At 58.3% G+C, this 18,098-nt stretch carries 19 protein-coding genes; 12 read left to right on the forward strand and 7 right to left on the reverse strand.

Annotation, left to right across the window (positions count from 1 at the left end; translation table 11 throughout):
- Positions 1-50: 50 nt before the first annotated feature.
- The gene (locus tag ACQ4OB_RS10110) at positions 51-569 is read right to left on the reverse strand and encodes an ankyrin repeat domain-containing protein (RefSeq protein ID WP_430955627.1); all 519 of its coding nucleotides are present in this window, start codon (positions 567-569) and stop codon (positions 51-53) included.
- A 111-nt stretch (positions 570-680) separates the two neighbouring features.
- On the reverse strand, positions 681-2,519 hold the full coding sequence (locus ACQ4OB_RS10115) for a long-chain-acyl-CoA synthetase (protein ID WP_430955628.1): 1,839 nt from the start codon (positions 2,517-2,519) through the stop codon (positions 681-683).
- 344 nt (positions 2,520-2,863) lie between these two features.
- On the opposite strand from ACQ4OB_RS10115, the gene ACQ4OB_RS10120 reads away from it, so the two are divergent.
- On the forward strand, positions 2,864-3,142 hold the full coding sequence (locus tag ACQ4OB_RS10120) for a DUF3509 domain-containing protein (RefSeq protein ID WP_102615552.1): 279 nt from the start codon (positions 2,864-2,866) through the stop codon (positions 3,140-3,142).
- A gap of 127 nt (positions 3,143-3,269) precedes the next feature.
- Here ACQ4OB_RS10120 and ACQ4OB_RS10125 read toward each other — a convergent pair whose 3' ends face one another.
- From ACQ4OB_RS10125 to aroC, 3 genes are all read right to left on the reverse strand, one after another.
- Positions 3,270-3,815 (reverse strand): 1,2-dihydroxy-3-keto-5-methylthiopentene dioxygenase, encoded by a 546-nt coding sequence (locus ACQ4OB_RS10125; protein ID WP_074878274.1) that lies wholly within the window; start codon positions 3,813-3,815, stop codon positions 3,270-3,272.
- A 112-nt stretch (positions 3,816-3,927) separates the two neighbouring features.
- The gene (locus ACQ4OB_RS10130; RefSeq protein ID WP_102615551.1) at positions 3,928-5,073 is read right to left on the reverse strand and encodes an MFS transporter; all 1,146 of its coding nucleotides are present in this window, start codon (positions 5,071-5,073) and stop codon (positions 3,928-3,930) included.
- 34 nt (positions 5,074-5,107) lie between these two features.
- Positions 5,108-6,199 carry a chorismate synthase gene (gene aroC / locus ACQ4OB_RS10135; RefSeq protein ID WP_074878277.1) on the reverse strand — a complete coding sequence of 364 codons (1,092 nt, stop codon included), beginning with the start codon at positions 6,197-6,199 and terminating at the stop codon, positions 5,108-5,110.
- 83 nt (positions 6,200-6,282) lie between these two features.
- On the opposite strand from aroC, the gene ACQ4OB_RS10140 reads away from it, so the two are divergent.
- The gene (locus tag ACQ4OB_RS10140) at positions 6,283-7,281 is read left to right on the forward strand and encodes an alpha/beta hydrolase (protein ID WP_074878279.1); all 999 of its coding nucleotides are present in this window, start codon (positions 6,283-6,285) and stop codon (positions 7,279-7,281) included.
- Between the two features lie 367 nt (positions 7,282-7,648).
- Positions 7,649-8,440: a hypothetical protein gene (locus ACQ4OB_RS10145; protein ID WP_008146118.1), complete on the forward strand. Its 792-nt coding sequence runs from the start codon at positions 7,649-7,651 to the stop codon at positions 8,438-8,440.
- 127 nt (positions 8,441-8,567) lie between these two features.
- Here ACQ4OB_RS10145 and prmB read toward each other — a convergent pair whose 3' ends face one another.
- Positions 8,568-9,476: a 50S ribosomal protein L3 N(5)-glutamine methyltransferase gene (gene prmB, locus ACQ4OB_RS10150; protein ID WP_008146120.1), complete on the reverse strand. Its 909-nt coding sequence runs from the start codon at positions 9,474-9,476 to the stop codon at positions 8,568-8,570.
- Positions 9,477-9,714: 238 nt separating this feature from the next.
- Between prmB and ACQ4OB_RS10155 the strand changes: the two genes are divergently transcribed.
- The 9 genes from ACQ4OB_RS10155 (at position 9,715) to ACQ4OB_RS10195 (ending at position 17,144) form a co-directional block, all read left to right on the forward strand.
- A complete protein-coding gene (locus tag ACQ4OB_RS10155; RefSeq protein ID WP_074878285.1) occupies positions 9,715-10,305 on the forward strand; it encodes a cysteine hydrolase family protein in 591 nt (196 codons plus the stop codon).
- Between the two features lie 131 nt (positions 10,306-10,436).
- Positions 10,437-10,757, forward strand: a complete 321-nt coding sequence (locus tag ACQ4OB_RS10160) for a hypothetical protein (RefSeq protein WP_074878287.1) — start codon at positions 10,437-10,439, stop codon at positions 10,755-10,757.
- A 75-nt stretch (positions 10,758-10,832) separates the two neighbouring features.
- Positions 10,833-11,390 (forward strand): Smr/MutS family protein, encoded by a 558-nt coding sequence (locus ACQ4OB_RS10165; RefSeq protein ID WP_008146127.1) that lies wholly within the window; start codon positions 10,833-10,835, stop codon positions 11,388-11,390.
- A gap of 108 nt (positions 11,391-11,498) precedes the next feature.
- Positions 11,499-12,233 (forward strand): XRE family transcriptional regulator, encoded by a 735-nt coding sequence (locus ACQ4OB_RS10170; RefSeq protein WP_074878289.1) that lies wholly within the window; start codon positions 11,499-11,501, stop codon positions 12,231-12,233.
- Positions 12,234-12,525: 292 nt separating this feature from the next.
- Positions 12,526-13,200: a polysaccharide lyase family 7 protein gene (locus tag ACQ4OB_RS10175; protein ID WP_430955629.1), complete on the forward strand. Its 675-nt coding sequence runs from the start codon at positions 12,526-12,528 to the stop codon at positions 13,198-13,200.
- A gap of 399 nt (positions 13,201-13,599) precedes the next feature.
- A complete protein-coding gene (gene folE, locus ACQ4OB_RS10180; protein WP_207250594.1) occupies positions 13,600-14,145 on the forward strand; it encodes a GTP cyclohydrolase I FolE in 546 nt (181 codons plus the stop codon).
- Positions 14,146-14,245: 100 nt separating this feature from the next.
- Complete coding sequence (locus tag ACQ4OB_RS10185; protein ID WP_074878295.1) at positions 14,246-14,617, forward strand: glutathione S-transferase N-terminal domain-containing protein; 372 nt, start codon at positions 14,246-14,248, stop codon at positions 14,615-14,617.
- A gap of 471 nt (positions 14,618-15,088) precedes the next feature.
- Entirely contained in the window at positions 15,089-16,438 is a 1,350-nt protein-coding gene (locus ACQ4OB_RS10190; protein ID WP_074878297.1) for an NCS2 family permease, read from the forward strand.
- A 79-nt stretch (positions 16,439-16,517) separates the two neighbouring features.
- Positions 16,518-17,144 carry a LysE family translocator gene (locus ACQ4OB_RS10195; protein WP_430955630.1) on the forward strand — a complete coding sequence of 209 codons (627 nt, stop codon included), beginning with the start codon at positions 16,518-16,520 and terminating at the stop codon, positions 17,142-17,144.
- Positions 17,145-17,328: 184 nt separating this feature from the next.
- Here ACQ4OB_RS10195 and uraH read toward each other — a convergent pair whose 3' ends face one another.
- Positions 17,329-17,682: a hydroxyisourate hydrolase gene (uraH, locus tag ACQ4OB_RS10200; protein WP_008146146.1), complete on the reverse strand. Its 354-nt coding sequence runs from the start codon at positions 17,680-17,682 to the stop codon at positions 17,329-17,331.
- Positions 17,683-18,098: the final 416 nt, after the last annotated feature.

Consider the following 18,098-nt stretch of genomic DNA (forward strand, 5'->3'; position numbering starts at 1 on the left):
CAAGCCCCCTCGCCACAGGTTTTCGTTTGCTTCAAGAATTCCTTGAGCCGTTAGCCTAGGAGTTTCTGCAGCTGCGCCGTGGTATCCGCCGCGCCCATGGTCTTGGCGGCATCCAGCGCAGAAACGCCATTGGCGTCCTTGGCTTTCGGGTCGGCGCCTTTGCTGATCAGGTAGTCGACGATTTCCACGCGATTGAACATCGCCGCCATCATCAGCGCAGTGCGACCGTCGAAGGACGAACCTTCCACTTGCGCGCCGCCTTCAACCAGTGCCTTGACCACCGCCAGATCACCCTTGAACGCCGCGCCGGCAATCGGGCTCTGGCCGTTATCGTTACGGATTTCCGGGTCGGCCTTGTGTTCGAGCAGGACTTTTACCGTCTCCACATGGCCGTGGTAAGCGGCCAGCATCAGCAGCGTATCGCCCTTGTGGTTACGCAGGTTCGGCGGCAGGCCCTTGGTCAACAGCGCAGCCATCATGGCCGCATCGCCCTCACGCGCCTTGTTGAATACCTGTTCGGCAAATTCAGCGGCTTCTTCGGGGGACATCTGGCGGCTTTGGTCGGACATTGGGCACTCCACGTTCTGTTATTCGCAAAGCCGACAGTTTCCCGAGCAGCCCCGAGGCTGTCACTTCTTTTTTCTCATGGACGGCCATAGCCACATTCAATAGCGCTGCATTCAATAACGAAAAGCGCCGCCGTGAATATCCGCCAGCAACTGCGGAGTGACCTGCACGTAAGTCTGGGTCCCTGGCAGCCAGGCATAGATCGGATCATCACCGGTCTTGCCGGGGTCGAAGGCTTCATCCTTAAGCCGGGTCTTCTGGTATTTGAAGGTGCCGGTGGTCTCCATTTTCACCTTCACCCGCAAGAATAACGGCACCGCATAGGCGGGCATTTGCTCACGGGCGAACGCCAGCAGTTCACTGAAATCCAGAGTCGCCAGGGACTCGGCTGGCGTTATCGCCGCCATCCCGGCACGCCCGTTGGTGTTGCGGATTTCCACGCCGTAGGCCACGGCTTCGGAAATATGCGGGTGCTGCAAAAGAAGGTTCTCGACTTCGGTGGTCGAGACGTTTTCGCCCTTCCAGCGGAAGGTATCTCCCAGCCGGTCAACAAATTGCGCGTGACCGAAACCGATGTTGCGCAGCAGGTCACCGGTATTGAAGTAACGGTCGCCCTTCTTGAACACGTCGTGCAACACAACCTTTTCGGTCTTCTGCGGATCGGTGTAACCGTCTAGCGGCGCCTTGTCGTCGATCTTCGCCAACAACAGCCCCTGCTCGCCTTTGGCGACTTTGCGCATGTAGCCGCTGGCATCGCGAATGGGCGCGCCGCTGTCGTGGTCGTAGGCCGTCAACTCCCATGACATCAGGGAAAAACCGACGGTGTTGTCAAAGTTGAGGATATTGGTGAAACCGATGTTGCCGTCGCTGGCGGCGTACAGTTCACAGATATGGTTGACCCCGAATCGCGTCTTGAACTCGCCCCATGCGCCGGGGCGCAGGCCATTGCCGATCATCTTCGTCACGCCGTGCTGGCTGTCGTCGGCGCTGGGCGGTTGATCCACCAGGTAGCGGCACAATTCACCGACGTAACCGAGGGTGGTCGCACGGTACTTGCGCACATCGTTCCAGAATTGACTGGCGCTGAACTTGCGGCGGATCGCAAAGCCCGAGGCGCCACTGATCGCCGAGCCCCAGCACACGCACAGCCCGGTGGCGTGATAGAGCGGCAAGGTGCAATAGACGACATCCTCCGGGCGCATATTCAGGGCGATCAGGCCGAAACTCGCGGAGCTGCGCATCCAGCGGCCGTGCTTGAATACCCCGGCCTTGGGCAAGCCGGTTGTGCCCGAGGTGTAGATATAGAAACAAGGATCGTCGAAAAAAACCTGCTGACTGCTGGCGGGGTTGGCGCTGGAGCTGTCGGCACTGGCGGTCATCAGGTTGATGAACCCGTCGGGCGCAATGCCCGGATGACTGAAGGTGTCTCGATCAGCAACGAACCAGGTGCGCGCCGCCTCGATCGACACCCGTTCGCGAACCGCCGAAAATGCCGGCACCAGCTCTTCTCCGACAATGATCGCCGCGGGTGCCACCAGGTTCAGGCTGTGAGCCAGGGTATCGCGGGTCTGCGAAGTATTGAGCAAGGCACTGATCGCGCCGACCTTGGCCACCGCCAGGATCGTCACCAGCAGTTCCGGGCGATTCTCGATAAAGACCGCCACCACATCGCCCTTGCGGATGCCTTGGGCAATCAGATGATGGGCGATGCGATTGGCCCATTGGTTGACCTGAGCATACGTAAGCGCCACTTCGCCCTGCAGCAATGCCGGGCCATCGGGATTGCGCAACGTCGCTTGCTCGAAGCTCCAGCCCAGGCCACACGGTTGGGTCGGGTCCTTGACGTTGGCGGCTTTCATGCCCTTCACCACGCGCGGAATGGCTTTGGCAATGGAAGGCAGCTTGCGGAGCATCATGCTCCAGGTAATCGTGTCGTTTGGCGTGCGGCTCATGGTTGCTCCCGGTCGATCTTTTTATTGTTCGGGCGGCGTTGATTGAGGCCGAAAATACGTCAGCGGTTCCTGAGCTGTACACGCGGTTTTTGAAATGATTTGTATCCACGTCTGCGGCATTCGTAATCGCGAGCTTGTGCCGGGCAATTGGTTCCATCGAATCGATGTCGACCACGCAAAATGCAGGATGCACGATGGCCTTTCATGCAGATTGCACGAAACCGCAAAAACACCTAAAAACTAACCTATTGATATATAAGGATTTTTAAAAAATCAGGTGCTGGCACAATCACTGCAACTACCTCTGCATGCTTGCCATTCAAGAGCTAACGGAGCTGATAGACATGAACCTGATCCAAGAAAAATTTTCGTCCCTGTTCTCCAACTTCGAAGTGACCACCCAGCCACGTCCGGATGGTGGCATTTTGCTGACCTTGAGCAGCACCGACGGCAAAGTCTTCAAGCGCTCGATTTCCTACCAGCAACTGCATGCAGGTGATCAGCTGTCCTGGGTGATCAGCGCCATTCGCCGTGACATCGCCGAACAGGCCAGCGAACTGCCACAGATTTCCATGCTGCAAAGCCAGCAGCGGTTCGCCCTGCCGACGTATCACTCGGCTTAAACCGTTCCGGGGCTGTAACCAAACAGGCCGTGAGAGCTTTCGCTCCACGGCCTGTTTTGTTTCTGACGTTGCGCAATCCCTGCTTCTGATCTTCGATCCCTGATCTCAGCTCCTACAGGGCATCGCCTCAGTCTTCAAGACGCGGGAAACGACTGGCGATGTCTTCGCCGGTGAAATCGGCCACCCAGCCGTCAGGGTTGTTGAACAGGCGGATCGCGATGAAATGCGGATGCTCGCCCATGTCGAACCAATGCCGGGTGCCAGCCGGTACCGAGATCAGGTCGTTTTTCTCACAAAGCACCGCGTAGACGTAATCGCCGATGTGCAGGGAAAACAAGCCACGGCCGGCGACGAAAAATCGTACTTCGTCTTCGCCATGGCAATGTTCGTCGAGAAATTTGCCGCGCAATTCGGCTTTTTGCGGGTGATCGCTGCTCAGGCTGATGACATCGACGGTGATGTAACCACGTTCGGTCATCAGCTTGTCGATTTGTTCCTGATACGCGGCGATCACTTCTTCCTGACTGGCGCCTGGCTGGATTTTCGCCGCGGCTTGCCAGCGGTCGAAACGCACGCCCTGCTCGGCCAGGGTCGAAGCGATGTCTTCGACATGCGTCAGCACCTTGTTGGGCAAGTCAGGGCTTGAGACGTGGTAAACGGACAGGCTGCTCATTTGGCAACTCCTTAACGGTTCAGCTTTTTATGGTTCAAGAGTGAGCGCAGCTTCAACTCGCACTCGAACAAAAATTCAAAGGCCTCGATCTGCCGCAGCGCACGCGCAAGGCTCACGGTCTGTCCTCTTGCATGCGTGTGGCAATGATAACGGCTGCCGCGAAGGCTGCGAGGCTGGCAATACTAAAGGTCAATGCGGGGCCGAGGGCATTCCAGCTATAGCCGGAATACAACGCACCCAGTGCGCCGCCGGTGCCGGCCAGTGCGGCGTACAACGCCTGGCCCTGCCCTTGTTGGCGCGCGCCGAAGCTACGTTGCACGAACTGGATGGCTGCCGCGTGAAAGCTGCCGAAGGTCGCCGCGTGCAGCACTTGGGCAAACAACAGCACCCAAAGGAACTCCGCGAACGAACCGAGCAACAACCAACGCAACGCCGCCAGCAGAAAACTTGCCAGCAGCACCCGTCGCACGGAAAAGCGCGCGAGGATCTTGCTCATGGCCAGAAACATCAAGACTTCGGCGACCACACCGACCGCCCAGAGCATGCCGATCAGCCCACGGCTGTACCCGAGTCGCTCCAGGTGCAAGGTCAGGAAGGTGTAATAAGGACCGTGGCTCATTTGCATCAGCGCTACGCAACCGTAAAACGCCAACACCCCGGGACTGCGCAACTGCCTGAGAAAACCGTCCCCCGCCGGTCGTTCACCCTGAACCGGTTGAGCGTTGGGCACCCACAGGCTGCTCACCACGATCCCGGCCATGATCAGCACCAGCGTCAGCGGATAGATATCCAGGCTCAACCCCTCGAACAGCCGTCCGAGCGCGACCACGGCAATGATGAAACCGATGGAACCCCACAGGCGGATCTGACTGTAACGGTTAGTCTGGCCCTGCAAGTGCGCCAGAGTGATGACTTCGAATTGCGGCAACACCGCGTGCCAGAAAAACGCGTGCAAGGCCATGACCATCGCCAGCCAGGCGTAGGTCTTGCTGATGAAGATCAGCGAGAACGTCAGCAGCGTGCAGACCGCACCGAAGCGCACGATGGCCAGGCGTCGGCCGGTGTAATCACCGAGCCAGCCCCAGATATTCGGCGCCACGCAGCGCATCAGCATCGGGATCGCCACCAGCTCGCCGATGCGCGCACTGGAAAAGCCTAGGTGATCGAAGTACAGCGCCAGAAACGGCGCTGTCGAACCGAGCAAGGCGAAATAGAACAGATAGAAACTGGAGAGCCGCCAGTACGGGAGCGCCGCCACTGTCCTTAGACCGCAGCGGCTGTGAGGTCAGCCATTAAAGTTGACCCAGCACCGGCGTGCTCACGCGCACGTCCAGGTTCTGCCCACGGTGACGCAACAGGTGATCCATCAGCACGATGGCCATCATCGCTTCGGCGATCGGTGTGGCGCGGATGCCGACGCACGGGTCGTGGCGCCCCTTGGTGATGACGTCCACCGGGTTGCCATGGATGTCGATGGAACGACCCGGCGTGGTGATGCTCGAGGTTGGCTTGAGCGCCAGGTGCGCGACGATCGGCTGACCCGACGAAATGCCACCTAAAATGCCGCCCGCGTTGTTGCTGAGGAAACCTTGCGGGGTCATTTCATCGCGGTGCTCGGTGCCGCGTTGGGCAACGCTGGCGAAACCGGCGCCGATTTCCACGCCTTTGACCGCGTTGATGCTCATCAGCGCGTGAGCGAGTTCGGCATCGAGACGGTCGAAGATTGGCTCGCCAAGGCCCGGCATTACCCCTTCGGCGACTACGGTGATCTTCGCGCCAACCGAATCCTGGTCGCGACGCAACTGGTCCATGTAGGCCTCCAGCTCCGGGACCTTGTCCGGATCAGGGCTGAAGAAGGCGTTCTCTTCCACCGAATCCCAGGTCTTGAACGGAATTTCGATCGGGCCGAGCTGGCTCATATAGCCACGAATGACGATGCCCTGAGTGGCCAGGTATTTTTTCGCAATCGCACCGGCCGCCACACGCATGGCCGTTTCACGGGCCGAGCTGCGACCGCCGCCACGGTAATCGCGCTCGCCATATTTGTGGTGATAGGTGTAGTCGGCGTGGGCCGGGCGGAACAGGTCCTTGATCGCCGAGTAATCCTTGGACTTCTGGTCGGTGTTGCGGATCAACAGGCCGATGGCGCAACCGGTGGTGCGACCTTCGAACACGCCGGAGAGGATTTCGACTTCGTCGGCTTCCTGACGCTGGGTGGTGTGGCGGCTGGTGCCGGGTTTGCGGCGATCCAGGTCACGCTGCAGATCCTCCAGGGAGATCTCCAGGCCCGGCGGGCAGCCGTCGACAATGGCGACCAACGCCGGACCATGGCTTTCGCCCGCGGTGGTGACAGTGAACAGCTTGCCGTAGGTATTGCCGGACATGCAGGACGCTCCGTGAATTCGAACCAAATACGTAATGCGCGCCAGTATACGCAGGCTACCCAAGTAGTTCATCCTCGAACCTTATGGGTGCCTGCGAGTCCAACCGGCATCTTGTTCATGATGGCGTGATGATGCTGCGAGTTATAGCCTTGAGCCTTACCCTCTTTACCGGCTTTGTACAGGCCACTGTCCTGCAACGCCCGATCACGTTGGACACCGGCACCGGCGAGCTTTTCGGCTCGTTATTGCTGCCCAAGTCCGACACGCCGGTACCGGTTGTCCTGATCATTTCTGGCTCCGGTCCTACAGATCGTGACGGAAACAACCCCGACGGCGGACGCAACGACAGCCTCAAGCGTCTCGCTTGGGTGCTGGCCAAACACAACATCGCCAGCGTGCGTTATGACAAACGCGGCGTGGCGGCGAGCCTTGCGGCAACCCCGGATGAACGAAACCTGTCGGTTGAAGCCTACGTGGCTGACGCCGAAGCCTGGGGCCGGAAGCTCAAATCCGACCCGCGATTTGGCCAGTTGATCCTGCTGGGCCACAGCGAAGGCGCCTTGATCGCCAGCCTCGCGGCGCCGAGCCTGGATGCCGCCGCGGTCATTTCCATGTCCGGCAGCGCCCGGCCGATCGATCAGGTACTGCGCCAGCAATTGAGCAATCGCCTGCCGCCACCGCTGATGCTGCGCAGCAATGAACTGCTCGACAGCCTCAAGGCCGGCCGCACCGACGACAACGTGCCGCCGCAGTTGCAGGTGATTTTCCGCCCGAGCGTGCAACCGTATCTAATTTCATTGTTCCGCCAGGACCCGGCGGCAGCATTCGCCAAGTTGAAGATGCCGGCGCTGATCATCCAGGGCAGCAATGACATCCAGGTCGGTGTCGGTGACGCCAGGCTGTTGAAGGCGGCCAAACCGGACGCCGAACTGGCGCTGATCGAAGGCATGAACCACGTGATGCGCATCGTGCCCAACGATGTAAAACGGCAATTGGCCTCTTACAAGGATCCGCAATTGCCGCTGGCAGCGGAACTCGGCACGCGAATCCTCGGCTTTATTGACGGACTTCGCGCCAGTTAAGCGGGGTCAGGGGGCGTTCTCAACTAGTTTTCACGCCGCGTTGTCGCCTTAAAGCGGGCCAGGCAAGGCGCAGGCCGCTGGTAATGGTTGTTCCCTTTCCAAGGCCTGCAACGCAGCCTGGCCCGCTTTAAGGCACAACCCGAAGGGCCGGGCCTGCTGTTGTGCAGGGCTGCGTTGCTCGAAGCTTGTTTGGAATGACCAAACCACGCTTCTCGCGCCTTGCCCTGCACAACAGCAGACCCGGCGCGGCGTGAAAACTAGTTGAGAACGCCCCCTAGCCCTCCAGTCCTGAAAAAAACGGCCGATAAGCCTTTGTCGCCAGCGCTAAGACTGGCGACAAGCAGAGCTTGGACAGGATCTCGCCGTTATGACTGATACCCAGACTTCACCCGACACCACTGCTGAAAAAGACGCTCCACCAGTGGTCGAGCTGCCGTGGGCGGACGTCCACGCCGAGCACCACAAGATGCTCCGTCTGGCGCCATTGAAAACCGACCGCAACACCGGTGGACGGCCGCTGCGCTTTGTTGAATTCGGTTACGCCGAGCGCAACAACAAGGAACACAGCCTGATGCGCATGAGCATTGCGCTGCCCGGCCAGCGTGTGCGCAAGGAACAGAATCATCTGGACGTGTGGGTCGATCACGCCACCAAGCGTGTGCATTTTGGGCCTGACAGCGGTTTGCAGATCGAACCGATGAACCGTGGCATCGGTCGCTTCATGGCCGCTCAGGGCATTACCTGGGCGAAAAAGAGATGGCCCGGCTACACCGTCGACGGCACCGACCTGAACAATAAGGATGCGCTGAACGAAGACACTCGCCTGCGCCGCGATCACTTCTTGCGAATGCATGGTTTCGACGTGATCTACGCCGACGCCCAGCATTTGAAAGGCAGCGTCAAAGAAGTGCAGGTCGGCGACCTGTTGAGTGACTGGAGTACGGAAAAACTGCAGGTCGTGGAAATTCTCGAGGCGGCGCAGATGCTCCAGCAAGCCGAGCAAAATCTGGCCGAGCAGGAAGTCAAACTGAAGAAACACGAAGAAAAAGTCAGCAAGTACAAGCGCGAAGACGCCGGACTGCGCTTTACCATTACCTGCCTGGTGGCATTTGCGGTGTTTCAGGCGGGGTTGTTGATCTGGATTGCCACGCACCGGTAGCAGCTTTTTGACTGATCGTTCCCACGCTCCGCGTGGGAATGCAGCCCGGGACGCTCCGCGTCCCAAAGCGGACGCAGAGCGTCCATTGAGGCATTCCCACGCAGAGCGTGGGAACGATCATTACGGGTTAAACGCGGGAAGCAAACAGCGCCTGATGGTTGCGGCACTGTTCCGCCGTCAGCATGAACACGCCATGCCCACCGCGCTCGAAATCAAGCCAGGCGAAATCGACTTCCGGGTACAGCGCCGAGACGTGAACCTGGCTGTTGCCCACTTCGACAATCAACAAGCCTTTCTCGGTCAGGTGATCCGCCGCTTCGGCGAGCATGCGACGCACCAGGTTCAAACCGTCATCACCGCAGGCCAGGCCGAGCTCCGGTTCGTGCTGGTATTCGTCCGGCATGTCGGCGAAATCTTCCGCATCGACGTAAGGCGGGTTCGACACGATCAGGTCGAAACGCTGACCCGGCAAACCATCGAAACCATCACCCTGAACCGTGTACACCCGCTCATCGACGCCATGACGCTCGATGTTCTGGTTGGCCACTTCCAGTGCTTCGAACGACAGGTCGGCCAGCACCACTTCGGCGTTCTGGAACTCGTAGGCACAGGCGATACCGATGCAGCCGGAACCGGTACACAGGTCGAGAATCCGCGCAGGTTCGGCGCCCAGCCATGGCTCGAAACGTTTTTCGATCAGCTCGCCAATCGGCGAACGCGGGATCAATACGCGCTCATCGACAATGAACGACATGCCGCAAAACCACGCTTCACCCAACAGGTAGGCGGTAGGGATACGTTCTTCGATACGGCGCTTGAGCAAGCGTTGCAGCTTGACCAGCTCGTCTTCTTCAAGATTGCAGTCGAGGTAGCTGTCGGCGATTTCCCACGGCAAGTGCAAGGCACCCAACACCAACTGACGCGCTTCGTCCCAGGCGTTGTCGGTCCCATGGCCGAAAAACAGATCCTCCCCATGGAAGCGGCTGACGGCCCAACGGATATGGTCACGCAGGGTACGAAGTCGGGAAGTGATCACGGGGCAAACTCCAAAAAAAACGACTGGCGATTCTAACAGCCAAAACGCGTCTCGACGACGCGGGAAAACTACCGAGGCGAATGTAGGACTATTCTGTTTTTTCAGCTGGCTATTGAACAAAACGAGCCTATTGACAAGGCTGCGAGCCAGCAAAGACGGCGCCTACGATGGTAGCGATTCACAGAAGCGCTCAGCCAGAGGACAATGTCGCAAAAGCCCCACTCGAAGGAGCCCCAGAATGTCCGTTCCAAAAACGATGTTTCAACTCAGCGGCCGCGGTTACGCGGCAGCCGTTCTGAGTCATGCGACCCTTGTCATCATCGATGCCCAGAAAGAATACCTCAGCGGCCCATTGGCCTTGAGCGGTATGGATGCTGCCGTCGCGAACATCAAGCAACTGGTGGCCGCTGCCCGTGCAGCTGGCCGGCCGATCGTGCATGTCCATCACCTCGGCACCGTCGGGGGGCTGTTCGATCCACAAGGTGAGCGCGGTGAATTCATCCCGGGCCTGGAACCACAGGGCGACGAAACCGTCATCGGTAAATTGCTGCCGAGTGCGTTCCACGGCACCGAACTGCTGGAGCGCCTGCAGAACCTCGGCTCGCTGGACCTGATCGTATGCGGTTTCATGAGCCACTCCAGTGTCAGCACCACGGTGCGCGCCGCGAAGAACCTGGGCTTTCGTTGCACGCTGGTAGAAGACGCCTGCGCGACCCGCGACCTGCCTTACAAGGGCGGCGTCCTGAGCGCAGCCCACGTTCAGCAGACGGAAATGGCGATCATGGCGGACAACTTCGCCACCCTCGCACAGACTCACGAACTGATCTGATCGACGCTCGATGAGCGGTGCATGTCGCCGCTCATCCGCAAAAGCCTATCATTTGCTGTAATTGTCTTAGCCTCAGGAACATCCCGGTCAACTCCCGGTCGAAGGGCCGATACCCATTGAGGAAGGTCGGAATGAAGTTATCCGATGGTTTTGACGCTCGCCGCTTGCGGCCCAAAGGCCAACGCAACTGGCGTTTTCGAATCGGCGCGGCATTTGCTGCCGTGCTGTCGATGAGCGGCGTATTGATGGCGATGGCAGGCGCCGCCAGCCTGCTCGGCCATGCCCCCGCCCTCGGCGAGTTGAACACCAACCGGGTCGGGTCGGCAGTGATTCTGGCGATTGGCCTGTTCGTGCTGTACCTCGGCGTGTGGCTGTGGCGCCGCTGCCGTCGCCGCGCGCGGCAGTCGCAAGCGTTGAACATCTCCCCGCATTTGATGAAAAAGCACGACTGAGCCGAGTGCTGTGCGTTTTCTCGCGCCCCATTCGTCTCGAGTTGGGTAAACTGGCCGCCCTTCGCGGAGGCTGACATGCAAGACGACGATTTTTCCCTGTTCAAAAGCGCGATCCAAGGCGTCAAGCCGATCAAACACGATCGCGCCGAAACCGGCAAACCCAAAGCTGACCGCGCGCAAATCGCCAAGTTGCGTCAGGCCGCCACTGTGCGCACCGACGCCACCACCGTTGACGGGCTGTCCGATCAGTTCGTTATCGATGTTGGCCCGGAAGACGAGCTGATGTGGGCGCGTGACGGCGTTCAGGAAAGCCAGATGCGCAAGCTCAAGATCGGCCAGATCCCTTTCGAAGGCAGCCTCGACCTCCATGGCATGAGCGTGGAAAAGGCCCGGGAAACCCTCTGGGCGTTTCTGGCCGAAGCGACCAAATTCGAAATCCGCTGCGTGCGCGTCACCCACGGCAAGGCTGTGCGTCTGGACGGCAAGCGACCGATGATCAAAAGCCACGTCAACACCTGGTTGCGCCAGCATTCACAAGTGCTCGGTTTCACCTCGTGCCAAGCTAAACACGGCGGCGCCGGAGCAGTTTATGTGATGCTCAAACGGACCATGATGGAAGGTCGAGACGAGTAAAGCGGTCGCCTTGTAAATGTACTCATATCACCCAGGACGGGAACATCCATAGCACGTTGTAGAGATAACGATTTGCAATGATATAGGAGCCCCCGTAATACTCCGCAGATGGAATTCAAAGAACGACTCAAAGCAGCCCGCCAATACGCCAAGCTCAATCAGACCGAGCTTGCCGCGCGCGCAGGCCTGACGCAAACCTCAATCTCCGATCTTGAGCGCGGGAAATCGAAGGCAACAGCCTTCGCTGCCCAGATCGCTTCAGCGTGTGGCGTTTCACCGATGTGGCTGGCTGAAGGTGTCGGGGACATGCTCAAAGGGCTGTCCGATGCGGTTCCGCTGAATCGCCCTGCTCCAAACGTTGCAATGTCAGACATTCAGCCTTGGGACGACAGCACGCCCCTGGATGACGACGAGGTTTATGTCCCCTTCCTGCGTGAAGTTGAGCTGGCGGCCGGTTCAGGCCGTTTCGTGATCGCGGAAAACGACAGCGCCAGGCTGCGTTTCTTCAAGAAAGACCTGCGTCATAACAACGTGCAGTTCAATCATGCCAAGTGCGTAATGGTGAGCGGAAACAGCATGATCCCGGTACTGCGCGACGGCGCTACCGTGGGCTTGAACGTCGCAAAGAACTCGCTCGGCGATATCGTCGATGGCGAGATGTACGCGATCAATCACAACGGTCAGTTGCGCGTGAAACAAGTCTACCGACTGCCCAGCGGGATCCGCCTGCGCAGCTTCAACCGTGACGAGCATCCGGACGAGGACTACACCTTCGCCGAGATCCAGGAGCAGCAGATTGCGATTCTGGGTCATGTCTTCTGGTGGGCGATGTATTCACGGTGAACCAAGTTGCAGTGGCTCGGGAACGTGCCATGACGTTCGACGCCCTCCAAGAGTAGCCCGCCAAGCGCGGGCTTTTTTTGCATCTTGGATATAGGCGCCGAATAAAATATAGGAATACCCATTGACACGAAATATGGGAAAACCCATATTTATATCCAGGCCAACGGAAATCGATCGGAAGCTGCCAGGCATCACTTCTGCCCATTTACTGAGTGGGCAGAAGGATACAGGCCTGCATCAAACGCAAGGCTCACCAGAGCAAAAACGACATCAATGGACTGAGGCAAAAACCATGACTGTAGACATCAGCAACTTCACCATCGCTACCCCGCTTCCTATCTCCGACACCAACCCGATTGCGCTTGAGCTCATCGGCTGGCGCGCACTGCTCGAATGCCCCGACGTCATCTCAATGCTTGACGATGGTTCGGTGCAGATGACGGCGCCGACACTTGGAGCCTCGAGCAAAAGCACGCTACGAACCCGCTGCGAGTGGAAAGAGCCAGGTTACTGGCTGTTCTCCAGCGCAGCGGACCACTGGAACCGCCAGGAAATGCGACTGACCAAAGTCAACTCGCTGCAGAAAGTCGTGATCGGCCAGATTCATGTGAAGGGTTCAGAACGACCTCCGGTAAAGGTGTTCTGGAACAAAGGAAAAATCACCATGGGGTTCCGGTCAAGCTACCTCCAGGACGATCCGGTCAACTCGACGGTTTTGGAGAACGTGCCGCTCGGTGCACTTTTCAAAATCAACATTCACGCCAACTCGAGCGGCGCCGTCTCTGTATCGGCTAGCTGTAACGGCGTTAAATCCACTTCCGCGATTATGCGCCTCGACAACACCTGGGACACGAAAACACTCGCCTTCCACGGTGGCGTGTACAACCAGATCGATTACTCCGACACCACCGACCCGCTAGACGGTTCTATCTGCATCATCAGCGACCTGTCGATCACTCACGTCTGATAACGACCTGCTTCGGCCTGATGAGTCATGACAGGCTTCAGGAAAGCATCACTGCTGCACCTTGGCGACAGGGTGTAGCGGGATGCGGATAAAATCCGCCTGGCCAGTGGAACCGACAAACACTTCCGCGCCGCACTGGCCGAAATGTCGCTTCGCGCCCGTCGGCATACAACTGCCGGCACACATACGCTACCATGTGCCTCATGTCGGGGATGAACCCTGCGTTTATTGCCACTCAGCTCGGTCATGGCGTTCAGATGTTGCTATCGACCTCCGCCCGATGGATCAACTCCAGCATCGACTGGTGTGAACTCGGGACGCTTGAAAAGAGCTTGATTGGTACACAATTGGTACAGACAGAAACAGTACCCCTCTGAAACCCTTATGGAATCAGCCTCTGTGACACTGGAACAGAACTACACCGCGATTCTCGGCCAATTGGGCGAGGACGCCTCCCGCGAGGGCCTGCTCGACACGCCAAAACGTGCCGCCAAAGCCATGCAGTACCTCTGCCGCGGTTATGCACAGACACTGGAAGAGGTCACCAACGGTGCCTTGTTCAGCTCCGACAACAGCGAAATGGTGCTGGTGAAGGACATCGAGCTCTATTCGTTGTGCGAACATCACCTGCTGCCGTTTATCGGCAAGGCTCACGTCGCCTACATCCCGAGCGGCAAGGTATTGGGCCTGTCGAAAGTCGCGCGGATCGTCGACATGTACGCACGCCGCCTGCAGATCCAGGAAAATCTCAGCCGCCAGATCGCCGATGCGGTCCAGCAAGTCACCGGCGCCCTGGGCGTTGCAGTGGTGATCGAGGCCAAGCACATGTGCATGATGATGCGCGGTGTGGAGAAACAGAATTCGACGATGATCACGTCGGTGATGCTGGGTGAGTTCCGCGAAAACGCGGCCACCCGTAGCGAGTTTCTCAGCCTGATCAAGTAATTCGCAGCAGAAGAAAACCGGCATTCATCGCCGGTTTTTTTTCGCCTGCGAAAATCAGGTAAGCTGCGCGCCTTCTGTTTGCCCCTGTGAGGCTTATACCGTGTTCGTTAAAGCGCTTCGTGTCGGCCTTGGCCAACTGATCATCTTCATCGACTTCATCACCCGCCCAAGCAAAAAGCAGCGCCCTGCCGAGGTTCAGGCTCAGGTCAACACGGCTGCCAAGGACCTGACCCTGTATCAGTTCCACGCCTGCCCGTTCTGCGTGAAAACCCGCCGCACCCTGCGCCGCTTGAACGTGCCGGTGGCGTTGCGCGACGCGAAGAACAACGAACAGGATCGCCAGACCCTGCTGGAACAGGGCGGCAAGATCAAGGTTCCATGTCTGCGCATCGAAGAGAATGGCCAGACGACCTGGATGTACGAATCCAAGGTGATCATCGATTATCTGGACAAGCGGTTCGCCGCAGCCTGATGGTTTTGTGCTGTTCTGAGTGACGCCTTCGCGAGCAAGCCCAGCCCACTCCCACATTAGAATGCGATCAACTGTGGGAGCGGCGGTGCGGCGATCCGACTTGCTCGCGAAGAGGCCGGCACAGTCACCACAAAACTCCAGACAAAAAATAAACCGGCCCTTGCGCCGGTTTATTCGTTTCTACCCTCCCCCTCGAGCCGCTTTTCCCGCCGGCCCTGACTCAGCAGCCTGCCAGCCACGTGAATCCTTCGTCCATCCAGCGCACCTCTGCGGCGATATATCCCTATTGCCAAACTTTTCGTCTACAAAATCAAAAACATTATTTGCTTTATTTGTATACAAAAGCATAATCCACTTCGTGCGAGTTCCTGACCAAGCGGTCAACAAATTCGCAAGTACCTCAAAGGGTCGCTGCCACCCTCATGGGTCCGGCCCTGGAAATAACAATAAAACTCTTGAGGAGTACTCGCTGTGGAAAGCCGCAAATCCGAAGCCCCGACGCTGGAACTCTCGCCGCCAATACGCAATGGCTGGCTGGAGCGCATCTTCAAACTCAGCTTGCATGGCACCACGGTGAAGACCGAGCTGATTGCCGGTCTGACAACCTTCATCACCATGGCCTACATCATCTTCGTCAACCCCAACATCATGGCCGATGCCGGGATCGATCACGGTGCCGCGTTCGTCGCCACCTGCATCGCCGCCGCGCTGGGTTGCCTGTTGATGGGCCTGTACGCCAACTGGCCGGTCGGGCTCGCGCCGGGCATGGGCCTCAACGCCTTCTTCACTTACACCGTGGTCGGCACCATGGGTTACAACTGGGAAACCGCCCTTGGCGCGGTGTTTGTTTCCGGTGTGTTGTTCATGTTTCTGACTTTTTCGCGGATCCGCGAATGGCTGCTCAATAGCATCCCGGTGAGTTTGCGCTTTGCCATGGGTGCCGGCGTGGGCTTGTTCCTGGGGCTGATAGGCTTGAAAACCGCGGGCATCGTGGTTGATAGCCCGGCTACCCTGATCAAACTCGGCTCCCTGCGCGAACCTGGCCCGCTGCTGGCCGCCATCTGCTTCCTGATGATCGCCGTACTCAGCTACCACAAAGTGTTTGGCGCGATTCTCATCAGCATCATCACCGTCACCCTGGCGGGTTGGGGCCTGGGCCTGGTGCACTACGAGGGCATCATGTCCGCCCCGCCGAGCCTGGCACCGACCTGGATGGCCATGGACGTCGCCGGTGTATTCAATATCAGCATGATCAGCGTGGTGCTGGCCTTCCTCTTTGTGCACATGTTCGACACCGCCGGCACCCTGATGGGCGTCGCCCAGCGCGCCGGTTTGGTAAACGCTGACGGCAAGATCGAAAACCTTTCCCGCGCACTCAAGGCCGACAGTGCTTCCAGTGTATTCGGTGCGGTGGTCGGTGTTCCGCCAGTCACCAGCTACGTGGAAAGTGCCGCGGGTGTCGCCGCGGGTGGTCGGACTGGTCTTACCGCTGTGACCGTAGGTGTGCTATTTATTGCCGCAATGTTTTTCGCACCGCTGGCTGGCATGATCCCCGCTTACGCCACCGCCGGTGCGCTGATTTATGTGGCGATGCTGATGATGGGCGGCATGGCGCATATCGAATGGGACGAGGCGACCGACAGCATTCCGGCGATCGTTACCGCGATCATGATGCCCCTGACCTTCTCGGTCGCCGACGGCATCGCGCTGGGCTTTATCACTTACGTGGTGCTGAAGGCTTTCACCGGTAAACACAAGGAGATTTCCGTCAGTCTGTGGGTGCTCTGCGCGATCTTCATCGCCAAGTTCGTTTTCTTGTAAGCCGTCTACGTTTCGAAAACAGTGTTTCAAAACAGCCTCACCCCGTCGGGTGAGGCTTTTGTGCAAATGGAGGAAAGTGATGAGTCTGGAAACCTGGCTGCTGTTCAGCGGCGCTGCGCTGGTGGTGATCCTGATCCCGGGGCCACTGTCTTTGCTGATGATCAGCAACAGTCTGAATTACGGTTTGCGCCGTTCTTACCCGGCGTTTCTGGGGGGCGTGATTGCGTCGATCTGCTTGCTCAGTGCGTCGGCGCTGGGTTTAGGCGCCTTGCTGTTGGCATCGGAACAGTTGTTCAGCGCGCTGAAGGTCATCGGGGCGCTGTACCTGTTCTACCTGGCCTGGCAGAGCTGGCAGCAATCGCGTCTGCCCTCCCACGGCGCTGAAGTGCCCCAGGCTGCCCCAGTGCCACGCTTTCGCGCACTGTTCGGGCGCGCGTTCATGTTGGGCGCCAGCAACCCGAAAGACATCCTGTTCTTCGCCGCTTTCCTCCCGCAGTTCCTCAGTGCCGAGCAGCCATTCCTGCCGCAGTTGCTGGTGATGATTGTGACCTGGACCGTGCTGGATCTGCTGTGCAAATTGGCTTATGGGCTGGGTGCCCATGGTGCGGCGCGGTATTTGCGCAGCGGCAAGGGGCAGAGTTGGTTTAACCGGGTGAGTGCCGGGTTGTTCAGTGGTGCGGGCGCGGCATCCTTGTTGAGCCGCTAACGTCAAAAGCATCGCTAGCAGGCTAGCTCCCACATTGGATTTGCGGCGTTCACACATCCCTGTGGGAGCTAGCCTGCTAGCGATTACGTCGGCACGGACAGCACATTTCTCCAGGCAAAAAAAAGCCCGCAGTGTGAGCGGGCGAAAGACCAAAGAAGCTTTATGCGCAGATTCTTGGGGGAGTCTAGCTTCCTCTGTAGGTCGAATAGCTATAAGGCGAAATCAGCAACGGCACATGGTAGTGATCCTGTTCCGCAGAGATGCCAAAACGCAGCACCACCACATCCAGGAACGCCGGTTCTGGCAGTTGAACGCCACGGGCGCGGTAGTAATCGCCCGCATGAAACTGAACCTGATAGACCCCGGACCGGTAGTCATCGCCTTGCAGTAGCGGTGCATCGACCCGACCGTCGCTGTTGGTTATCGCAGTGGCGACCAATTCCAGCTGCGAACCTTCAACGCGGTACAACTCGACCTTGATCGAGCTGCCCGGGCAACCATGTGCAGCGTCTAAAACGTGAGTAGTCAAACGTCCCATTGATTCTGCGCGCCTGCCTGCGTGGAGCAGTCAGACCTCGCGCCTCCCGAAGTCAGTTGAAAAGGAGACCGCACCGATTCGGAGCACGAAACGCTGCGGCGAGCGACTGATTAAGACACTTTTCAAAAAAATTGTACACAATAAAAACAACATATTTACCGCCATCGCCGTCATACAGGAATTGCCGCTGAATCTGTCGCTGAGCCATAGGGCCAAAGGACCTTTCATCTATTAGCTGACCAGTCAGGCAGGTTTCTTGCAATAACATGTGTAGATGACAATCAATGAAAAATGCAAAAAAACAGGCTTACAAAGTGGATATAAAGTTGTATACAATCAGCCCATCGCTGTGACGCCAGCCTTGCAACTCATCGCCAGGCCGCGCACACAAACTGTTACCACGAATAAGAAGGAAG

It is taken from the genome of Pseudomonas sp. ES4 (genome assembly GCF_050586665.1).
GTDB lineage: Bacteria > Pseudomonadota > Gammaproteobacteria > Pseudomonadales > Pseudomonadaceae > Aquipseudomonas > Aquipseudomonas frederiksbergensis.

Bases quoted from the DNA above. Each gene is read 5' to 3' on its own strand.
- ACQ4OB_RS10110 (WP_430955627.1), bottom strand. From the start codon at position 569: ATGTCCGACCAAAGCCGCCAGATGTCCCCCGAAGAAGCCGCTGAATTT.
- ACQ4OB_RS10115 (WP_430955628.1), bottom strand. From the start codon at position 2,519: ATGAGCCGCACGCCAAACGACACGATTACCTGGAGCATGATGCTCCGC.
- ACQ4OB_RS10120 (WP_102615552.1), top strand. From the start codon at position 2,864: ATGAACCTGATCCAAGAAAAATTTTCGTCCCTGTTCTCCAACTTCGAA.
- ACQ4OB_RS10125 (WP_074878274.1), bottom strand. From the start codon at position 3,815: ATGAGCAGCCTGTCCGTTTACCACGTCTCAAGCCCTGACTTGCCCAAC.
- aroC (WP_074878277.1), bottom strand. From the start codon at position 6,199: ATGTCCGGCAATACCTACGGCAAGCTGTTCACTGTCACCACCGCGGGC.
- ACQ4OB_RS10140 (WP_074878279.1), top strand. From the start codon at position 6,283: ATGGGTGCCTGCGAGTCCAACCGGCATCTTGTTCATGATGGCGTGATG.
- ACQ4OB_RS10145 (WP_008146118.1), top strand. From the start codon at position 7,649: ATGACTGATACCCAGACTTCACCCGACACCACTGCTGAAAAAGACGCT.
- ACQ4OB_RS10155 (WP_074878285.1), top strand. From the start codon at position 9,715: ATGTCCGTTCCAAAAACGATGTTTCAACTCAGCGGCCGCGGTTACGCG.
- ACQ4OB_RS10160 (WP_074878287.1), top strand. From the start codon at position 10,437: ATGAAGTTATCCGATGGTTTTGACGCTCGCCGCTTGCGGCCCAAAGGC.
- ACQ4OB_RS10165 (WP_008146127.1), top strand. From the start codon at position 10,833: ATGCAAGACGACGATTTTTCCCTGTTCAAAAGCGCGATCCAAGGCGTC.
- ACQ4OB_RS10170 (WP_074878289.1), top strand. From the start codon at position 11,499: ATGGAATTCAAAGAACGACTCAAAGCAGCCCGCCAATACGCCAAGCTC.
- ACQ4OB_RS10175 (WP_430955629.1), top strand. From the start codon at position 12,526: ATGACTGTAGACATCAGCAACTTCACCATCGCTACCCCGCTTCCTATC.
- ACQ4OB_RS10195 (WP_430955630.1), top strand. From the start codon at position 16,518: ATGAGTCTGGAAACCTGGCTGCTGTTCAGCGGCGCTGCGCTGGTGGTG.
- uraH (WP_008146146.1), bottom strand. From the start codon at position 17,682: ATGGGACGTTTGACTACTCACGTTTTAGACGCTGCACATGGTTGCCCG.